At 73.2% G+C, this 17,242-nt stretch carries 15 protein-coding genes; 8 read left to right on the top strand and 7 right to left on the bottom strand.

Annotation, left to right across the window (positions count from 1 at the left end; all coding sequences use genetic code 11):
- The 6 genes from ABEB03_RS13520 to ABEB03_RS13495 form a co-directional block, all read right to left on the bottom strand.
- Nucleotides 1–1,059 (bottom strand): CHAD domain-containing protein, encoded by a 1,059-nt coding sequence (locus tag ABEB03_RS13520; protein ID WP_345646921.1) that lies wholly within the window; start codon nucleotides 1,057–1,059, stop codon nucleotides 1–3.
- The gene (locus ABEB03_RS13515; RefSeq protein WP_345646918.1) at nucleotides 1,040–3,271 is read right to left on the bottom strand and encodes an RNA degradosome polyphosphate kinase; all 2,232 of its coding nucleotides are present in this window, start codon (nucleotides 3,269–3,271) and stop codon (nucleotides 1,040–1,042) included. The genes ABEB03_RS13520 and ABEB03_RS13515 overlap by 20 nt, the downstream gene beginning before the upstream one ends.
- A 332-nt stretch (nucleotides 3,272–3,603) precedes the next feature.
- Nucleotides 3,604–4,578 (bottom strand): hypothetical protein, encoded by a 975-nt coding sequence (locus ABEB03_RS13510; protein WP_345646915.1) that lies wholly within the window; start codon nucleotides 4,576–4,578, stop codon nucleotides 3,604–3,606.
- Nucleotides 4,575–5,528 (bottom strand): hypothetical protein, encoded by a 954-nt coding sequence (locus tag ABEB03_RS13505; protein WP_345646912.1) that lies wholly within the window; start codon nucleotides 5,526–5,528, stop codon nucleotides 4,575–4,577. The genes ABEB03_RS13510 and ABEB03_RS13505 overlap by 4 nt, the downstream gene beginning before the upstream one ends.
- Complete coding sequence (locus ABEB03_RS13500) at nucleotides 5,525–6,448, bottom strand: ABC transporter ATP-binding protein (protein ID WP_345646909.1); 924 nt, start codon at nucleotides 6,446–6,448, stop codon at nucleotides 5,525–5,527. Before ABEB03_RS13500 ends, ABEB03_RS13505 begins: the two co-directional genes overlap by 4 nt.
- Complete coding sequence (locus ABEB03_RS13495; RefSeq protein ID WP_345646906.1) at nucleotides 6,445–6,843, bottom strand: GntR family transcriptional regulator; 399 nt, start codon at nucleotides 6,841–6,843, stop codon at nucleotides 6,445–6,447. The genes ABEB03_RS13500 and ABEB03_RS13495 overlap by 4 nt, the downstream gene beginning before the upstream one ends.
- 123 nt (nucleotides 6,844–6,966) lie before the next feature.
- On the opposite strand from ABEB03_RS13495, the gene ABEB03_RS13490 reads away from it, so the two are divergent.
- From ABEB03_RS13490 to ABEB03_RS13470, 5 genes are all read left to right on the top strand, one after another.
- Nucleotides 6,967–7,509 (top strand): RNA polymerase sigma factor, encoded by a 543-nt coding sequence (locus tag ABEB03_RS13490; RefSeq protein WP_345646903.1) that lies wholly within the window; start codon nucleotides 6,967–6,969, stop codon nucleotides 7,507–7,509.
- Nucleotides 7,506–8,378 carry a zf-HC2 domain-containing protein gene (locus tag ABEB03_RS13485; RefSeq protein WP_345646900.1) on the top strand — a complete coding sequence of 291 codons (873 nt, stop codon included), beginning with the start codon at nucleotides 7,506–7,508 and terminating at the stop codon, nucleotides 8,376–8,378. Before ABEB03_RS13490 ends, ABEB03_RS13485 begins: the two co-directional genes overlap by 4 nt.
- 205 nt (nucleotides 8,379–8,583) lie before the next feature.
- Entirely contained in the window at nucleotides 8,584–9,444 is an 861-nt protein-coding gene (locus ABEB03_RS13480; RefSeq protein WP_345647050.1) for an ABC transporter ATP-binding protein, read from the top strand.
- The gene (locus ABEB03_RS13475; protein ID WP_345646898.1) at nucleotides 9,441–11,006 is read left to right on the top strand and encodes an ABC transporter permease; all 1,566 of its coding nucleotides are present in this window, start codon (nucleotides 9,441–9,443) and stop codon (nucleotides 11,004–11,006) included. Before ABEB03_RS13480 ends, ABEB03_RS13475 begins: the two co-directional genes overlap by 4 nt.
- A gap of 89 nt (nucleotides 11,007–11,095) precedes the next feature.
- Nucleotides 11,096–11,740 carry an ABC transporter gene (locus tag ABEB03_RS13470; RefSeq protein ID WP_345646895.1) on the top strand — a complete coding sequence of 215 codons (645 nt, stop codon included), beginning with the start codon at nucleotides 11,096–11,098 and terminating at the stop codon, nucleotides 11,738–11,740.
- Here ABEB03_RS13470 and mshD read toward each other — a convergent pair.
- A complete protein-coding gene (gene mshD, locus ABEB03_RS13465) occupies nucleotides 11,718–12,644 on the bottom strand; it encodes a mycothiol synthase (protein ID WP_345646892.1) in 927 nt (308 codons plus the stop codon). The genes ABEB03_RS13470 and mshD overlap by 23 nt on opposite strands.
- A gap of 279 nt (nucleotides 12,645–12,923) precedes the next feature.
- Here mshD and ABEB03_RS13460 point away from each other — a divergent pair, with 279 nt between their 5' ends.
- The 3 genes from ABEB03_RS13460 to ABEB03_RS13450 all read left to right on the top strand — a co-directional run bounded on the left by ABEB03_RS13460 (nucleotide 12,924) and on the right by ABEB03_RS13450 (nucleotide 16,974).
- Nucleotides 12,924–14,723 (top strand): bifunctional metallophosphatase/5'-nucleotidase, encoded by a 1,800-nt coding sequence (locus ABEB03_RS13460; RefSeq protein WP_345646889.1) that lies wholly within the window; start codon nucleotides 12,924–12,926, stop codon nucleotides 14,721–14,723.
- 255 nt (nucleotides 14,724–14,978) lie between these two features.
- Complete coding sequence (locus tag ABEB03_RS13455; protein ID WP_257004838.1) at nucleotides 14,979–15,107, top strand: hypothetical protein; 129 nt, start codon at nucleotides 14,979–14,981, stop codon at nucleotides 15,105–15,107.
- A gap of 97 nt (nucleotides 15,108–15,204) precedes the next feature.
- Nucleotides 15,205–16,974, top strand: a complete 1,770-nt coding sequence (locus ABEB03_RS13450) for an ABC transporter ATP-binding protein (RefSeq protein WP_345646884.1) — start codon at nucleotides 15,205–15,207, stop codon at nucleotides 16,972–16,974.
- Nucleotides 16,975–17,242 lie beyond the last annotated feature (268 nt).

The following is a 17,242-nucleotide window of genomic DNA, read 5'->3' as shown; positions in this document are numbered from 1 at the left end:
TCAGGGGGTGCGTACGGCTTCCTTCTGCCATGCCTGCTGGAAAGCGAACCGGGCCGCCTCCACCTCGTGCCGCTGGTCGGCGTGGAGCACACCGAGCGCGTACGCCGTCGCCGGGGCGATCCGCGGGGTGCGCGCCGCCGCGGCGGCGGCCGCTGCCGCCTCCGCCGCGTCCCGGTGCCGGTTCAGCGCCTGGCCCGCGGCGAGCAACCGCACGTCCACCGGGCACTCCTCTCCGTACAGCACCTCGCGGGCGTAGCGGTGCAGCCGCAGCAGCAGCCGGACCTGGTGCCACGGCGCGTCCTGCGGCTGCGGGGCGGTGTCGGCGGACAGGCCGTGGACGAGTGCCTCCGCGTTGTAGGGGTGGCCCGCGGTGACCAACGGCAGCGCGGCGACGGCGTCCGTCAGCCGGTCCTCCGCGGCGGCGGCCGAGGGGCGCAGGTCGGTGCCGGCCGCGCCGGGCACCAGCGGGACCTCGCTGGCGAGCACGGCCACGCTGTCGGCGACCGCGTGGAAGCGGGAGGAGCCCAGTGCCTGGAGGGCCGCGGAGTGCGCGCGGGTGCGGGCCAGCGTGAGCTGACGGTCCAGCAGGGCGCCGGCCTTCGCCGCGCCGACGGTCAGGTTCCCCTTGGGGACCGCGGGGGCGCCCGACGCGGGCAGGGCGGCGCCGGAGAGCCGGTTGAGGGCCCCGAGCAGCCGCTCCAGCCGGGCCCCGTAGGCGTGCTCGCGCGCCAAGGCCCCGGACAGCCAGGCCAGTTCGGGGCGCATGCCCTCCGACCAGTCCGCTTCGAGCAGGGGACGGAAGGTGTGCAGGCTGCCGCTGATGCGGCGGGCCGAGCGGCGCAGGGCGCGCACCGCGTCGACCGACTCCTGCGAGCCGTTCGCCGCGCCGCCGGTCTCCCGGTGCTGGCGCAGCGAACGGAGGAACTCCGTGGCCTGGGCCCTCAGATAGGCCGCGAGGTCGTCTCCGGTGGGTGTGCCTCGCTGCGCGAGCGGGGCCGGGAGCCGGGGAGAGGACCGGGCCGCGGGGTTGGTGGGGGGATCAAGGTGCTGCTGTGCCACGCCGGCGCCTCCGGGCGTCTATGAGCATCTCCTGGACGTTCCGCAGGGGCTGGCCGTCCGCGTCGGTCGCGTGCCGGGTCCACTCTCCGTCGGGGCCGAGGTGCCAGGAGGCGGTGGTGTCGGACATACCGGTTTCGAGCAGCCGGTTGAGGGCCGCCCGGTGGGCCGGGTCCGTGACCCGGACCAGTGCCTCGATCCGCCGGTCGAGGTTGCGGTGCATCATGTCGGCGCTGCCGATCCACACTTCGGGCTCACCGCCGTTGCCGAAGGCGAAGACCCGGGAGTGCTCCAGGAAGCGGCCGAGGACGGAGCGGACCCGAATGTTTTCGGACAGGCCCGTGACGCCGGGGCGCACCGCGCAGATGCCGCGCACCCATACGTCGACCGGGACGCCGGCCTGGGAGGCGCGGTACAGCGCGTCGATGATCGCCTCGTCCACCATCGAGTTGACCTTGATGCGCGCGTAGGCCGGGCGTCCGGCGTTGTGGTGCTGTACTTCCTTGTTGATCCGCGCGACCAGGCCGTCGCGCAGGGACTTGGGGGCGACCAGGAGCCGCCGGTAGGTCTCGCGGCGGGAGTAGCCCGAGAGCCGGTTGAACAGGTCGGAGAGGTCCGCGCCGACCTGCGGGTCGGCGGTGAGCAGTCCGAGGTCCTCGTACAGCCGGGCGGTCTTCGGGTGGTAGTTGCCCGTGCCGACGTGGCTGTAGCGGCGCAGGGTGTCGCCCTCCTGCCGCACGACGAGCGACAGCTTGCAGTGGGTCTTGAGCCCGACGAGCCCGTACACGACGTGGCAGCCGGCCTCCTCCAGCTTGCGGGCCCACTTGATGTTCGCCTGCTCGTCGAAGCGCGCCTTGATCTCGACGAGGACGAGGACCTGCTTGCCCGACTCGGCGGCGTCGATGAGCGCGTCGACGATCGGGGAGTCGCCGGAGGTGCGGTACAGGGTCTGCTTGATGGCGAGCACGTCCGGGTCGGACGCGGCCTGCTCCAGGAACGCCTGCACGGAGGTGGAGAAGGAGTCGTACGGGTGGTGCAGCAGGACGTCGCGCTCGCGCAGGGCGGCGAAGATGTCGGGCGCGGAGGCCGACTCGACCTCGGCGAGGTCGCGGTGGGTGCCCGCGATGAACTTCGGGTACTTCAGCTCGGGCCGGTCGAGGGCGCCGATGCCGAAGAGGCCGGTGAGGTCCAGGGGACCCGGCAGCGGGTACACCTCGGCCTCGGAGATCTTCAGCTCCCGGACCAGCAGGTCGAGGACGTACCGGTCGATGGACTCCTCGACCTCCAGGCGCACCGGCGGTCCGAAGCGGCGCCGCATGAGCTCCTTCTCCAGCGCCTGGAGCAGGTTCTCGGCGTCGTCCTCCTCGACCTCCAGGTCCTCGTTCCTGGTGAGGCGGAAGGTGTGGTGCTCGAGGACCTCCATGCCCGGGAAGAGCTCTTCCAGGTGGGCCGCGATGACGTCCTCGATGGGGACGTAGCGGTTCGGGGAGGCCTCCAGGAAGCGGGAGAGCAGCGGCGGGACCTTGACGCGCGCGAAGTGGCGGTGGCCGCTGACCGGGTTGCGCACGACGACGGCCAGGTTCAGCGACAGACCGGAGATGTACGGGAACGGGTGCGCCGGGTCGACGGCCAGCGGCGTCAGGACGGGGAAGATCTGGTGCCGGAAGAGCGTGAACAGGCGGGCCTGTTCCTTCTCGGTCAGCTCGCCCCAGCGGACCAGGTGGATGCCCTCCTCCGCGAGCGCGGGGGCGACGTCCTCCTGGTAGCAGGCCGCGTGCCGGGCCATGAGCTCGCGGGAGCGGGCCCAGATCATCTCCAGGACCTCGCGGGGCTGGAGCCCGGAGGCGGACTTCGTGGCGACGCCGGTGGCGATGCGGCGCTTCAGGCCCGCCACCCGGACCATGAAGAACTCGTCCAGGTTGCTGGCGAAGATGGCCAGGAACTTGGCGCGCTCCAGCAGGGGCGTGTCCGGGTCCTCGGCGAGTTCGAGGACGCGTTCGTTGAACGCCAGCCAACTGCGCTCCCGGTCCAGGAAGCGGCCCTGCGGCAGGGTGACGCCGTCCTGCGCCGAGTCCTCGTAGGCATCGAGGTCGGCATCGATGTCGGGCTCGAGGTCGGAGACGTTCGCCGCCACCGTGTGCGGGCGGTGCGCGGCTATGGAGCCGACGGACGGCTGCGGGTGCTTGACCGGTGCCTGGGCGCTTGGCTGGTTCATGGACCCATTCTTCCGCGCCGAGGGCGAGACCGGCGCGTCGGAGAGGGCGGGTGGCAGCGCGGCGATGCGGATGATCCGGTTCCGCACGACCGGCGTACGCTCACTCCCCGTCGCCGGCGTGGGATCGCTGTCCGGCGCGAGCTCGTGGTCCGGCGGAGGCGAAGGCTCGGGCACGGCGGGCTTCATTGCTCGAGCGTCGCAAGGTCGTCTGAATCGATGGTTAAGACGACATGACGTGCGGGATATGGCGGAGCGGCTCCCGGACGTCCGCATGCCCGGGAACCGCGCACCGGCCCGCCCCCGTGCGGCGGGTGCCGCCGGGGGCGGGAGGGCTACGGGGTGCGGCGGCGCAGGAGCCGGAAGGCGCCCGCGGTGGCCAGGCCCGCGACGGCGAGGACGATGCCGGTCTCCACCAGCTGGAGCGGCCAGAAGTGGGACTCGGGGTGGTAGGTGGCCCAGAAGTCCTTCAGGCCGGAGTGCCGCATGCAGTCCTGGATGTCGGCGGTGCTGTCGGAGCCGACGCAGGTCAGGTCGCCGCCGATGCGTCTGCCGGTGGTGGTGACCACGCCGTGTTCCAGGTCCAGGGAGCTCACCGGAAGGCGCAGGGCCGCCCGGCCGGTGACCGTGTCGGCGGGCCACAGGCCCGTCCGCACCTGCTCCAGCACGGTGTGCAGCACCAGGACCGCGGCGAGGGCCGCGCCGACGGCGGGCAGCGCCTTTCGGGTCATCAGCCCGGCGAGCGCGCCGAGGGCCAGACCCGCCAGGACGAGGGCGACGGCGACCGGGCCGGTGGAGACGAAGACGTCGGGCTCGTACCAGGCTCCGACCAGGTCGGGGTTGCCGTCCTGGCGGGCCCAGACGGTGAGGAGCACTGCCGTGGTGGTGCCGGCCGTCAGCAGGACCGCGGGCAGGGCGAGCTTCGCGGCGAGCCAGCGCACCGGCGTCACGGACTGACTCCAGGCCAGCTGCGCGGTGCCGCTCTCCAGCTCGCGGCCGATCAGGGCGCCGCCCGCCCAGGCGGCCACCGGGAACATCAGGTACGACAGGACGGTGCCGACGGAGTCGATGCCGGCGCCGTACGTCTCGTCGGTGCCGATCGCCCGCAGGGCCGAGCAGCTCGGCAGGCCGCTGCCCGGCGAACCGCACGGGCCGACGGCCGCGCGGGCGTCCGCGCCGATGGCGTACATCCAGACCAGGCTCGCCGCCACGGCGAGCAGGGCGGCGCCCCCGGCGACCAGCGCCGCGCGGTGCAGGCGCAGCACGGTCCAGGTCAGACCGGACGGACGGCGCAGGCTCGGGACGCTCATGGGGCGGACCTCCTCTTCAGGACGCCGAAGGCGACGGCGACGAGGACGGCGGTGGCGGCCAGCAGGACGCCGGTCTCCAGGAGCTGGCGGGGCCAGTAGTCGGGGGACGGCAGGTACTCGCGGCTGAAGCGGACGACGTCGTGCCGGTCGAGGCAGGCGCGGTCCGCGTAGCAGCCCGGGTCGCGGATCTCGGCGCCGGTGGAGGTGATCGCCCGGCTGCGGACGGACAGTTCGGGCTGCTGGTAATGGCCCTGGAAGGGCCAGGAGTTGGCGCGGAACGTGGTGACCAGGAGCTGTGCGACGCCGGCGACCGCGAGGGCGGGCAGCGTGCGGCGCAGCACGAGTCCGGCGACCGCGCCGACGGCCAGGCCGAGGAGCGGCGTGGCGACCGTGGCCGGGCCGAGGGAGAAGCGCAGGGCGCGCGGTCCGATGCCGGCCATCAGGAGGTTGCTGTGGGCGGACCAGAGCAGTTCGTAGAGCACCACCAGCAGGCTCGTGCCCGCGGTGACGATCAGCGCGGGCACCGCCAGCTTGGCGGCGAGCCAGCGGGCGGGCGTCACGGACTGGGTCCAGGCGAGCTGCGCGGTGCCGGTCTCCAGTTCGCGGGCGATCAGCGCCCCGCCCGCGAACACGGCCACGGCGAACGAGGCGAGGTCCAGCAGGGAGGACGGGGCGTAGAAGAGGTCGTTGTAGGTGCCCGAGAGGTAGGTGGAGGTGATCCCGGAGGACCAGGCGGCCTCGTGCACACCGGAGTATCCGAGCGTGTCGAGCTTCTCCTGCGTGGCGCCGGCGCCGGGCCCGTACAGCCACAGCAGCAGTCCCGCGGTGAGGACGACGAATCCGGTCCAGATCCACAGCGCGGTGCGGTGCAGCCGCAGGACGGTCCAGACCAGGCCGCGGGGGCGCGGCAGGGCGCGGCGCGCGGGGGCCGCGAGGGCGGTGGCGCTCACGCGGTCACCCCCGCCGGGGCCGCGGTCGTGCCCGGGGTGAGCAGGGCCGGGGCCGAGGGGGAACGCAGGTGGGCGAGGAGCAGTTCCTCCAGGGACGGCTCCGAGGTCTCCCAGCCGTCACCGACCGGCCCGTCGCGGCGGATCAGCGCGGTCAGGCCGCGGCCGGTGACGCGGGACTCGACGACGGTGTGCGGGGCGAGGTCGGCGGGGGTGCCGCGGCCGGTCACCACGCTGTGCGCGTGCAGCAGGTCGTCGATGCCGCCGCCGAGCCGTATCCGGCCGCTGCCCAGGAGCAGCAGGTGGTCGCAGGCGTCGGCGAGTTCGGCGACGATGTGCGAGGACATCAGCACCGTCGTGCCGTGTTCGGCCGCGTCCGCCATGAGCGTGCCCAGCAGTTCGTGGCGGGCCAGCGGGTCGAGGTCGGCCATCGGCTCGTCCAGCAGCAGCAGTTCGGGCCGCTTGCCGAGCGCGAGGGCGAGTGCCACCCGGGTGCGCTGGCCGCCGGACAGGCCCCGGACCCGGGCCTTCGGGTCGAGGGAGCCCTGCTCGACGATCGCGGCGGCGTGCGCGGCGTCCCAGCGGGCGGGGTTGAGCTCGGCACCCATGCGCAGCGTCTCGGCGACGGTGAGCTGGGGGTGCAGGGGCTTGTCCTGGGAGAGGTAGGCGATGCGCCCGCGTGCCTCGGCCGGTGCGGTGCCGAGGACGGTGAGCGTGCCGGAGGTGGGCCGCAGCAGTCCGGCGGCGGTGGCCAGCAGCGTCGACTTGCCCGCCCCGTTGGGGCCGACGAGGGCGCTCACCCGTCCGGTGGGGAGGCGGAAGGAGCAGTCGTCGAGGGCTGCCGCGGAACGCCTGCCGTACCGCAGGGTGAGCCCGTGCGCCTCGACGGCGACGGTGGGCGGGGTGGTGCTGGTGGAACTCACTGGTCCCCCTTCGGGAAGTGCGCGTCCAGTACGGAGCCGAACAGCGCGGCGACGTCCTCGCGGTCGAGTCCCGCGGCGTGCGCGTCCTTCGCCCAGGCGTCGAGTTCCGCGCGCAGCGGAGAGTCCGCCGGGGCGGCACCGAGGGTCCTGCGGACGAAGGTGCCGAGGCCGCGGCGTGCCTCGACCAGTCCCTCGCGTTCGAGTTCGCGGTAGGCCTTGAGGACGGTGTTCGGGTTGATGGCGGTGGCCTCCACGACCTCACGGGCCGTGGGCAGCTTGTCGCCCGGCTCCAGCAGGCCCAGGCGGAGGGCCTGCTTGGTCTGCTGGACGATCTGCAGGTAGGTGGAGACGCCGCTGCGGCGGTCGATGCGGTACTCGATGCCGTGGTCCCCCATGGCGAAACCCCCTTTCACTAATTGAGTAGTGAAAGGGTGGTGCAAGATGGTCCCCGGAGTCAAGGCGAAAATTTCGCGGACCGATCCGTGAACCGATCGGCGGGGCTCGTCCGATGAAGGGGCGTGAGGGAAACGAGAAGCGACGGAGAACTGCTGCGGGCCATCGCGGTGGACGAGGACCGTCGCGCCTTCGAGGAGCTGTACCGGCGCTACGCGCCGTGGCTGACCGCGCGACTGCGCGGCCGGTGCGCCGACGCCTCGGTCGTCGACGACGTCGTGCAGGAGACGTTCCTCTCGGTGTGGCGCGGCACCGCCCGCTACCGCGAGGAGGGCGACCCGGCGGGCTGGCTGTGGCGCATCGCCTCGCGCCGGCTCATCGACACACTGCGCGGGGACGGCGCACGCGGCCGGCTCCGGCAGGCCCTGGCCCGGCTGCGGCACCGCGACGAAGCCTCCGCCGAGGAGCGCGTCCTCGCCGGTGTGGAGCACGGCGACCTGGCCGGCGCACTGACCCGGCTGTCGCCCGAACTCCGTGCGGTCCTCCAGGCCACGGTGATCGACGGACTCACCACCAGAGAAGCGGCCGTCCTGCTGGGGATTCCGCCCGGCACGGTCAAGACGCGGGCGCTGCGTGCCCGCAAGCAGCTGAGGGAGGCGCTGGCATGAGCGCACACGGTACGCCCTGGCACGTGCCGGAGGACGACCTGCGGGCCTACGCGCGGGGCGAGGCCGCACCTCCCCGGCTCTGGTCCACCGACACGCACCTCGCCTCCTGCGCGCGGTGCCGCGAGGCGCTGGCCGCGATCGGCGACCCGGTCGCCCTGGACGCCGGCTGGGAACGGCTCGACGCCGAGCTGGACGCCCCGCGGCCGGGCCTCGTCGAGTCGCTGCTGGTGCGCGTCGGCGTCGCCGAGCACACCGCGCGGCTGCTGGCGGCCACGCCGGTGCTGCGCCGCTCCTGGCTGGGCGCGGTCCTCGCCGTGCTCCTCATGACGGTGGCGGCGGCCGACGCGGTGCGGACCACGGCCACGCCCACGACGTTCCTGGCGCTCGCACCGCTGCTGCCGCTCGCCGGGGTCGCCCTGTCCTACGGGCCCGCGCTCGACCCGACGTACGAGATGGCGGTCGTCTCGCCGATCCACGGCTTCCGGCTGCTCATGATCCGCACGGTCGCGGTGCTCGCGGTGAGTCTCGGCCTCAACGGTGTCGCCACCCTCGCCCTCCCCTCCTACGGGCTGCGCGCGCTGGCCTGGCTGCTGCCCGCCCTCGCCCTCACCGGGAGCGGCCTCGCGCTGACCCCCCGGCTCGGGCCGGTCCTCGCGCCCTCCCTGGTGGGCGGCGCGTGGATCGCGGTGCTGCTGGCGGCACGGTCGGAGGCCGGGGCGCACACGACGCTCGCGCCGTTCACCGCGGCGGGCCAGGGCGTCGCCGCGGCCGTCGCGGTGCTCGCCACGGGCCTGCTCTACCTCGTGCGCGACCGGTTCGACGCCTCCCGCGTACCCCTCACCGACACCTTCCGCGGCGGCACGGCGTGACCACGCCGGGCACCGCCGCCGACCGCTCCACCCACGTCTCCCACGGGCGCGCCGCGTGACCACGCCGGCCACCGCTGCCGACCGCTCCACCCACGTCTCCCACGGGCGCGCCGCGTGACCGCCGCTCCCGTCCACCTCACTCCTCCGACAGGGGCGCCGCGTGACCGCCGCCCCTGACCACCACTCCGACAGGAGCCCCCTGCGCATGCCGCCCACCGTCTCCGCCTCCGGCCTGACCCTCCGCTACGGCGGAACCGTCGCCCTCGACGACGTCTCCCTGCGACTGGGTGAAGGCGTCACCGGACTGCTCGGCCCCAACGGCGCGGGCAAGACCACCCTGCTGCGGGTCCTCGCCACCGCGGTGCCCGCCGACCGGGGGGCCTTCACCGTCCTCGGGCACGACCCCGGCAGCCCGTCCGGCCGCCTGGACGTCCGGCGCCGGCTGGGCTACCTGCCCCAGACACCCGGCTTCCACCAGGACTTCTCCGCCTTCGCGTTCGTCGACTACGTGGCGATCCTGAAGGAGCTGACGGACCGCACCGCCCGGCACCGCGAGGTCCGGCGCGTGCTGGACGCCGTCGACCTGTCCGACGTGCGCGGCAAGCGCATCAAGAAGCTGTCCGGCGGCATGCGCCAGCGGGTCGCGCTGGCCGCCGCACTCGTCGGCGACCCTGGCTTCCTCGTCCTCGACGAGCCGACCGTCGGCCTCGACCCCGAACAGCGCATGCGCTTCAGGGAGCTGATCGCCCAGGCGGGCGAGGGGCGCACCGTCCTGCTCTCCACCCACCAGACGGAGGACGTCGCGATGCTCTGCCACCGCGTGATCGTCATGGCCTCGGGCCGGATCCGCTTCGAGGGCACGCCCGCCGAGCTGACCGCGCGGGCGGCCGGCCGGGTCTGGAGCAGCACCGAACGCGACCCGGGCGCCCGCGCCGGATGGCGTACGGGCACGGGCAGCTTCCGCAACGTCGGCGACCCGCCCCCGGGCGCCGAACTCCTCGAACCGACCCTGGAGGACGGCTACTTGCTCACCCTCGACGGCGAGACCGCGGAGGTGGCCGCATGAGCGCCGCCGGCACGATCGAACGGACGGCCCCCACGGGGGTGGAGCCGTCGGTGCCCGGACAGGGCTCCAGGACGCGCGCCGTCTTTGCCCTGGCCCGCTTCGAGGCCCGTGAACTGCTCCTGCAGATACCGGTGTTCGCCTTCCTCGTGCTGTACGTCGTCTACACCGGCTGGCAGATGTTCTCCGGCCGGGACGGCATGGACGACTTCCCCGTCCTCCAGGACGTCGACCGCGACACCCAGTCGGGGCCCATCCTCCTCGGCGTCGCGCTCTTCGTCTGCGCCAACCGGGCCGTGCTGCGCTCACGCCGGCGGGACACCGACCGCCACCTCGACGTCCTCCCCATGGAGCCCTGGCGGCGCACGATCGCCCACGGGCTGTCCATCGTGCCCTTCGCTGCCGTCACCGCGCTGGTCGTCACCTTCCAGTTCACCTGGGCGGCGCTCAAGCCCGGCGCCATCGGTCACGGATCGGCGGCCGAACTGGCCGTGGGCCCGCTGTCGGTGCTCCTCTCCGGTGTCCTCGGCGTCCTGGCCGCCCGGCTGGTGACCAGCTCGTTCGCCGCACCGCTCCTCGTCGTCGGCATCGTCGCCTTCGGCACCCTGGTCTCCGTCGGGGCGAGCGACGCGCACTGGGAACGGTGGCTGTGGCCGAGCGTCTCCGAGATGAGCCACACCGCGCTCCCGTCCGACCTGATCGGCCGCCCGGCCGCCTGGCACGCCCTGTACCTGTCCGGGCTCGTGGTACTGCTGCTGTGCCTGGCCGTGCTGAGGGGAGGCGGCCGGACGCGCACCATCGTGGCCGTGACGGCTCTCGCCCTCGCCGCGACGGGCGCCGGGGTCGCCGGGCAGTCCCCCGGCGACCCGGCCTCGCTCGCCGCCGCCCGCACCGAGGCGACCGTCACCCCGCAGAAGGTGCAGTCCTGCGTCACCCACGGCAGGTCGACGTACTGCGCCTATCCGGAGTGGACCGGCCGCACCGCCGACTGGGCACGCGTCGTCGACGGCGTCCAGTCCCTCGCGGGCGGAGCGGCCGGCGGTGAGCGGCTGACCGTGCGCCAGCGGGTCGACGCCCGCTACGGCCTGGACGGCGACGCGGCGCTCGCCCCGTCCACCACCCGTGGCACCGTCACCGTCGGCACCCGGTGGGGCGGCAACCGCACCCCCGAGTTCGCGGTCGGCGTCGCCTCGGTCCTCGTCGCCGGCGACGAGGAGTCCGGCGGCACGATGTGCGACGCCCGCGGCGTGACGGCCATGTGGCTGGCGCTGGGCGCGCTGCCCCACCCGACGACCGCGTTCACGAACGTCACCCTCGACGACCACGTCGACGGCGCCGAGGTCATCCTGGCCCCCACCAACCCGGTCTCCCTGACCTCCGAACAGACCCGGATCGTCCAGGAGTTGCTCCGGCGTCCCCGCTACAGCGTCGTCCCCAAGGTGAAGGCGCACTGGGCGGAGCTCACCTCCCCCAAGACGTCCACGGCGCGGGCGGCCGAGCTCCTCGGGGTCCCCGCCGGCCACGGCGGCACGCAGACCTCGGACGGTGACTCGTGCGGGGGCTAGGGACGGCCCCCGCGGCGGGGCCCGCGCCTTCCCCTGGAGGAGGCGCACCGCCCCCCGCGGGCACGACGCCCGGCGCGGGCCCGTACGCCGTGGCCGGTGCGCTGCTGCCGCCGCTGTGGCGCGCCCTGCCCCGGTCGGCCCTCACCACCGGTGCCGTCCTGGCGCTGCTCCTGGTCGCGCTGCCCCGGCTGCTGTCCACCGAGCCCGACCCGTGGCTGAGCCTCAACCTGCTGCGGGCCGCCGCACTCACCCTCGGTCTGGGCCTGGCCTTCCTGCTGGACGACCCGGCCCGGCACACCACCGCGCCGGTGCCGACCCGGCGGCCGGTACGCGCCGGGCTGCGGGTCGCGCTCGTCGCCCCGCTCGTGGCGCTGTGCTGGACCGCCGCGCTGCTCCTGACGCCGGCGCGGGTGCGGCCCCCGGTCGGCGCGGTCACCCTGGAGGCGGGCGCCCTGGCCCTCCTCGCACTGGCCGCCGCCTCCGTGGCCGTGCGGTGCACGGACGCCGCCGAACCGGGCGTCGTGGTGTCCGCCGGGCTGCTGGGCACGGTCTGCGCCGCGGCCCTGCTGCTGCCCTACCGCTGGACGCTGTTCCCCTCGGCCGGCGACCCGGCCTGGGGCGACGCGCACCAGCGCTGGGCGTGGCTGCTGGCCGGCGCGGCCGTGACGGTCGCGTACGCCGGCACGGAACCCGTCCGCCGCCGGCGCGTCCTCAGGACTCGGTCCGGTACATGAGGTCCGTCTCGTGCGTCACGAAGCCGAGCCGCTCGTACACCGTCACCGCCGCCTTGTTGTCGGCGTCGACGTAGAGCATCGCGGTCGGCAGGCCCTGGGCGGCCAGGTGACGCAGACCGATGGTGGTCAGCGCCTTGCCCAGGCCGCCGCCCTGGGAGCCGGGGCGCACACCGAGGACGTACACCTCGCCGATCTGCTCCTCGGCGTGCACCTTGGTCCAGTGGAAGCCGACCAGCTCGCCGCTCTGGAAGGCCAGGAAGAACCCGGAGGGGTCGAACCACGGCTCGGCCATCCGGTCGTCCAGGTCCCGCTGGGTGAGGGAGCCCTGTTCGGGGTGGTGGGCGAAGGCCTCGGAATTGACGGCCAGCCAGGCGGCGTCGTCCCGGCCGGGCACGAAGGCCCGGACGTTCGTACCGTCCGGGAGCTTCGGCTCCTTGAGGTCCATCCCCTCCAACGGCCGCCGCATCTGGCGCAGTTCGCGGAACAGCGTGAGTCCGAGGACCTGCGCCAGGTGCCGGGCGGCGGAGTGACCGCCGTGTGCCCACACCCGCAGCCGCTTCCCCGACTCGGCCAGCAGCGCGGAGCCGAGCGCCCGGCCGTGCCCGTGCCCGCGGTACGCCGGGTGCACGACCAGCTCGGCGGCGGGGGCCTCCACCGGATCGGTGTCCTCCAGTTGCGCGTACCCGACCAGTTCGGGACCGACGGTCAGCAGCAGATGCCGTACACCCTCCCGGGGCCCGCCCTTCAGCTGGAGCCGTCCCTGCTCGGACACCGCCTGCTGGCCGTCGGACCGGGCGGCCTCCGCGAGCAGCCCGAGCACGTCCTCCGCCTGGGCCGGGGTGAGCTCGGAGAAGGTCTGGATGGAACGCGAGTGCGCAAACGGGGCGGTGTCGTCGCTGGTCATGCATACGAGGGTACGGCCCGGTGATTTCCGGACAAGGAGTTGAGCGCGGCGGATGTCGGTCGTGGCGGGCCGTCCGGGCGGCCGCGGTCGGGCGGAGGCCGTCTCCCGGTGAAGCGATGGCAACCAGTCCGTAACCGCTAACCCCCTGTTGCGCTACGCGCGTTGAATCTAAGGTGCGTGCACAAGCCACAGCCGTCCCACAGTTCTCGTGGTTCCGGCGGACCGCCCCCGCGGCGGTCCTCGCTCCCGCAGCACTCACCGGTCTCCAGGGGGGATCCCATGCAGCCGACGCCCCGGCTCAGACGTACTCATCGCATGCTCGCTGCAGCGGCAGGACTGGCCACCGTCGGTGCGCTGGCCTCCGCGATGCCCGCGAGCGCCGGCCAGGACACGGCGACTCCGTCGCACCACAAGGGCAGCGGCCGCTACCAGGACGTGCAGTTGCTGTCCTTCAACGACCTGCACGGCAACCTGGAGCCGCCGTCCGGCTCCTCCGGCCGCGTCACCGAGCAGCAGGCCGACGGCACGACGAAGACGATCGACGCGGGCGGCGTGGAGTACCTCGCCACCCATCTGCGCGAGGCCCGCAAGAACCACAAGTACTCGATCACGGCCGGGGCCGGGGACATGGTCGGCGCCTCCCCGCTGATCTCCGGGCTCTTCCACGACGAACCCACGGTCGACGCGCTGAACAAGCTCGACCTGGACGTGACGAGCGTCGGCAACCACGAGTTCGACGAGGGCGCAAAGGAGCTCGCACGGCTCCAGAACGGCGGCTGCCACCCGAAGGACGGCTGCTACGACGACCACGCGAAGTTCCGCGGCGCCGACTTCCCCTACCTCGCGGCGAACGTCACCGACGAGAAGACCGACAAGCCGATCCTCAAGCCGTACTGGGTGTGGCGGAAGAACGGCGTCAAGGTCGGCTTCATCGGCGTGACCCTGGAGGGCACCCCGAACATCGTCTCCGCCGAGGGCGTCAAGGGCCTGAAGTTCGGCGACGAGGTCGAGACGATCAACAAGTACGCCAAGGTGCTCCAGCGCCAGGGCGTGAAGTCGATCGTCGCGCTCATCCACGAGGGCGGCGCGCCCGTCTCGCAGTCGTACAACTACGACTGCGACAGCCCCGGCCCCGGCAGCGGCATCTCCGGCCCGATCGTCGACATCGCCAAGAACGTCTCGCCGGCCGTGGACGCGCTCGTCACCGGCCACACCCACCAGGCGTACGCGTGCACGATCGACGACCCGGCGGGCAACCCCCGCATGGTCACCTCGGCGTCCTCCTTCGGCCGCCTCTACACGGACACCACGCTGACCTACGACCGCTGGACCGGGGACATCGCCCGTACGGCGGTGAAGTCCGCGAACCACGTCGTGACCCGTGACGTGGCGAAGGCCGCCGACATGACGGCGCTGATCGGCAAGTGGAAGACCCTCTCCGCCCCGATCGCCTCGCGTCCCATCGGCTACATCGCCGGAGAGATCGGCAACGCCGGCACCGAGTCCCCGCTCGGTGACGTGATCGCCGACGCGCAGCTCGCCCACGCCAAGTCGCTCGATCCCGAGGCCGATCTCGCGCTGATGAACCCGGGCGGCATCCGCGCCGGTCTCACCTACGCCGCGAGCGGCGGCGAGGGCGACGGCGTGGTGACGTACGGCGAGGCGTATACGGTGCAGCCCTTCTCCAACACCGTGAACCTCGTGAACCTGACCGGCGCGCAGCTGATCACCGCGCTCCAGCAGCAGGTCAGCGGCGCCAACGAGGCCGCGCCGAAGATCCTCCAGATCTCCTCCGGCCTCACCTACACGCTGGACCTGACGAAGACGGGCGCCGCCCGTGTCGTCACCGACTCGATCAAGCTCAACGGCGCGGCCATCGACCCGGCCGCCACCTACCGCGTCGCGATGAACTCCTTCCTCGCGGGCGGCGGCGACGGCTTCGCCGAGCTCGGCAAGGGCACCGGTGTCCTGGTCGGAAGCGACGACCTGGCGGCCTTCGAGTCCTTCCTGACGGCCAACTCCTCGGCCACCAACCCCTACCCGGTGCCCGCGGCGAACCGGATCACGATTCTGAAGTGACGGCACCGGTCATGGAATGCGCCTGGGAAATGGATGTCCGTTTCCCAGGTAAGTTCCAAGTGAGGCCGGTAATAAGTTCTGTGTGAGTGGCGGCTCAGTTCCGCCGCCACTCTGAGAATTACTTTCAGTCGTAATTCATCGAGGTCTCAGCAGAATTGGCGATTTCAGGGTCCGGGCTCCCGTAATGTTTTCCATGTCGAAAGCGAACAGCGCGAACGACAAAGGGAATTCACCCACAGGGAAGAAGGAGAACCCATGAGCTTCCACAAGATCGCCCCGGTCAAGAAGCACCGCAAGGCCGCTCCCAAGCCTGCGCCGAAGCCCGTCGAGAAGAAGGCCGCCGCCGCGCCGAAGCCGCGTCCGGTGGGTCGGCAGGGCCGCTAGCAGCAGCCGCGAGGCGGGGTCCCGGAATTTTTCCGGTGACCCCGCCTCGGCCGTTTCCGGGGTTCATTCCGGGGTTCCGAAAGGGAGTTGAGGATTCATGCGGGAAGTTCGGGAGGCGTTCGCGCGGTTCTGGCCGCTCACGCGCGGGGACCGCACCTGGCTGGTGCTGATCACCGGCTGCGTGGTGCTGGCCGCGCTCGCCGAGACGGCGTCCATCCTGCTCTTCGCGGATCTCACCGACCACGCGCTCGGGGCGGGGTCGGTGTCCGCGTTCTGGGGCCCCGCCGGCGCCTGGCTCGGTGTCGCGGTGCTCGGCGCGCTCGTCGGCTACCTCGGCAACTCGCTCGCCGTGTGGACCGCCGAGAGATTCGTGCTGCGGCTGCGTGCGGCGGTGTTCCGGCACGTCCAGGAGCTGCCCCCGCACTTCTTCCGGCGCCACCGGCGGGGCGACCTGGTCGAACGGCTCACCGGCGATGTCGAGGCCATCGAGCGGATGGTCGTGTCGGGCGTCGTCGGGACGGTCTCGGCCGCGTTCTCGGCACTCTTCTACGCGGCCGCCGCGCTCTGGCTCCGCTGGGACCTGGCGCTCGTCACCTTCGTCCTCGCGCCGCTCTTCCTCGTCGCGGCACGCCGCTTCTCCGGGCGGATCAAGGCCGCCTCCCAGGAGGAGCGGGCCGCCGACGGCGCGATCACCTCGGTCGTCGAGGAGGCGCTCGGCAACGTGGTGCTCACCCAGGCGTACAACCGGCGGCGTGCCGAGGAGAGACGGCTCGACCGTGAGGCGCGCGCCTGGATGCGGGCGTCCGTGCGGGGGGCGCGGGCGAGCGAGAAGTACGAGCAGCTCGTCGAGGTCCTCGAGACGCTGTGCGTGCTCGCGGTGATCGGCCTCGGGGCCTGGGAGATCTCCCAGGGGCGGATGTCCCTCGGGCAGTTGCTCGCCTTCGCCGCGTTCCTCGGCTACCTGTACCCGCCGGTGCGGGCCCTCGGCCAGCTGGGGCTCACCGTCACCGCCGCCACCGCCGGGGCGGAGCGGCTCCAGGAGATCCTGGACGCCGAGCCCGCCGTCCGTGACCCGGCCGAACCGGTGCGGGCGTGGCCCGTGGGCGGCTGGGTCGGGCTGCACCGCGTCTCGTTCCGTTACCCGGGGGACGAGCGGGACTGTCTGCGCGACGTGACCTTCACGGCCGGACCCGGTGAACTCGTCATCGTCACCGGCCCCAGCGGCGCCGGGAAGTCCACGCTCTCCAAGCTGCTGACCCGCTTCTACGACCCGACGGACGGGGTGATCCGTCTCGACGGCGTCCCGCTGGGCGACATGTCCCTGGAGTTCCTGCGCGAGAACGTGACGCTGCTGCCCCAGGAGACGCTCGTCCTGCACGGCACGATCCGCGAGAACATCGCCTGCGGTCGGCCGGGGGCGTCCGTGGCGGCGATCGAGCAGGCCGCGGTGGATGCTTTCGCGCACGACTTCATCAGCGCGCTGCCCGACGGGTACGACACCGAGATCGCGCCCGGCACGGCGACACTCTCCGGCGGCCAGCTGCAGCGGATCGCCATCGCCCGCGCCATGCTCCGCGCCGCGCCGGTCCTCGTCCTCGACGAGCCGACGGCCGGGCTCGACTCGGTCGCCGCGCGCCGGGTGGTCGGGCCGCTGCGCCGCCTGATGGCGGGCCGGACGACCGTCATGATCACGCATGACCTGTCGCTGGCGCCCGACGCGGACCGCATCCTCGTCGTCGATGGTGGACGCCTGGTGGAGTCGGGTACCCACGAGGAGCTGATCGCCCACGGCGGCACGTACGCGCGTCTCGCTGCACCGGACCTCGCCGCCGCCGCTCCGGTGGGTGGGTCGGGTCCGTGCCGGTGATCCGCCCGTTGCAGCCCTCGTGCGGGGCGGTGCTGGTAGGACCTCGGTGGGTGCGTGGCGCCGTCCGCAACGGGCATTTGATTCACCGGCACGGCCCCTTCCGTGAGAGGGCGGGTGCGGGTGTGATCGGGGCCGAGGGCCGGCCGTTGGCTTGACCGGCGGCAGCGCCCGTGCCGTCCGGCGCCGGCTCACGTCCCGTCCGGCGCCCGCTCCCGACCCCGACCCGCGGGTGGTTTCCCCTGCCGTGGTCACCCGGCCGCGCGGCAGC

The sequence above is a fragment of the Streptomyces siamensis genome (assembly GCF_039543605.1).
GTDB lineage: Bacteria > Actinomycetota > Actinomycetes > Streptomycetales > Streptomycetaceae > Streptomyces > Streptomyces siamensis.
This window is presented reverse-complemented; position numbering and strand designations above follow the sequence as displayed.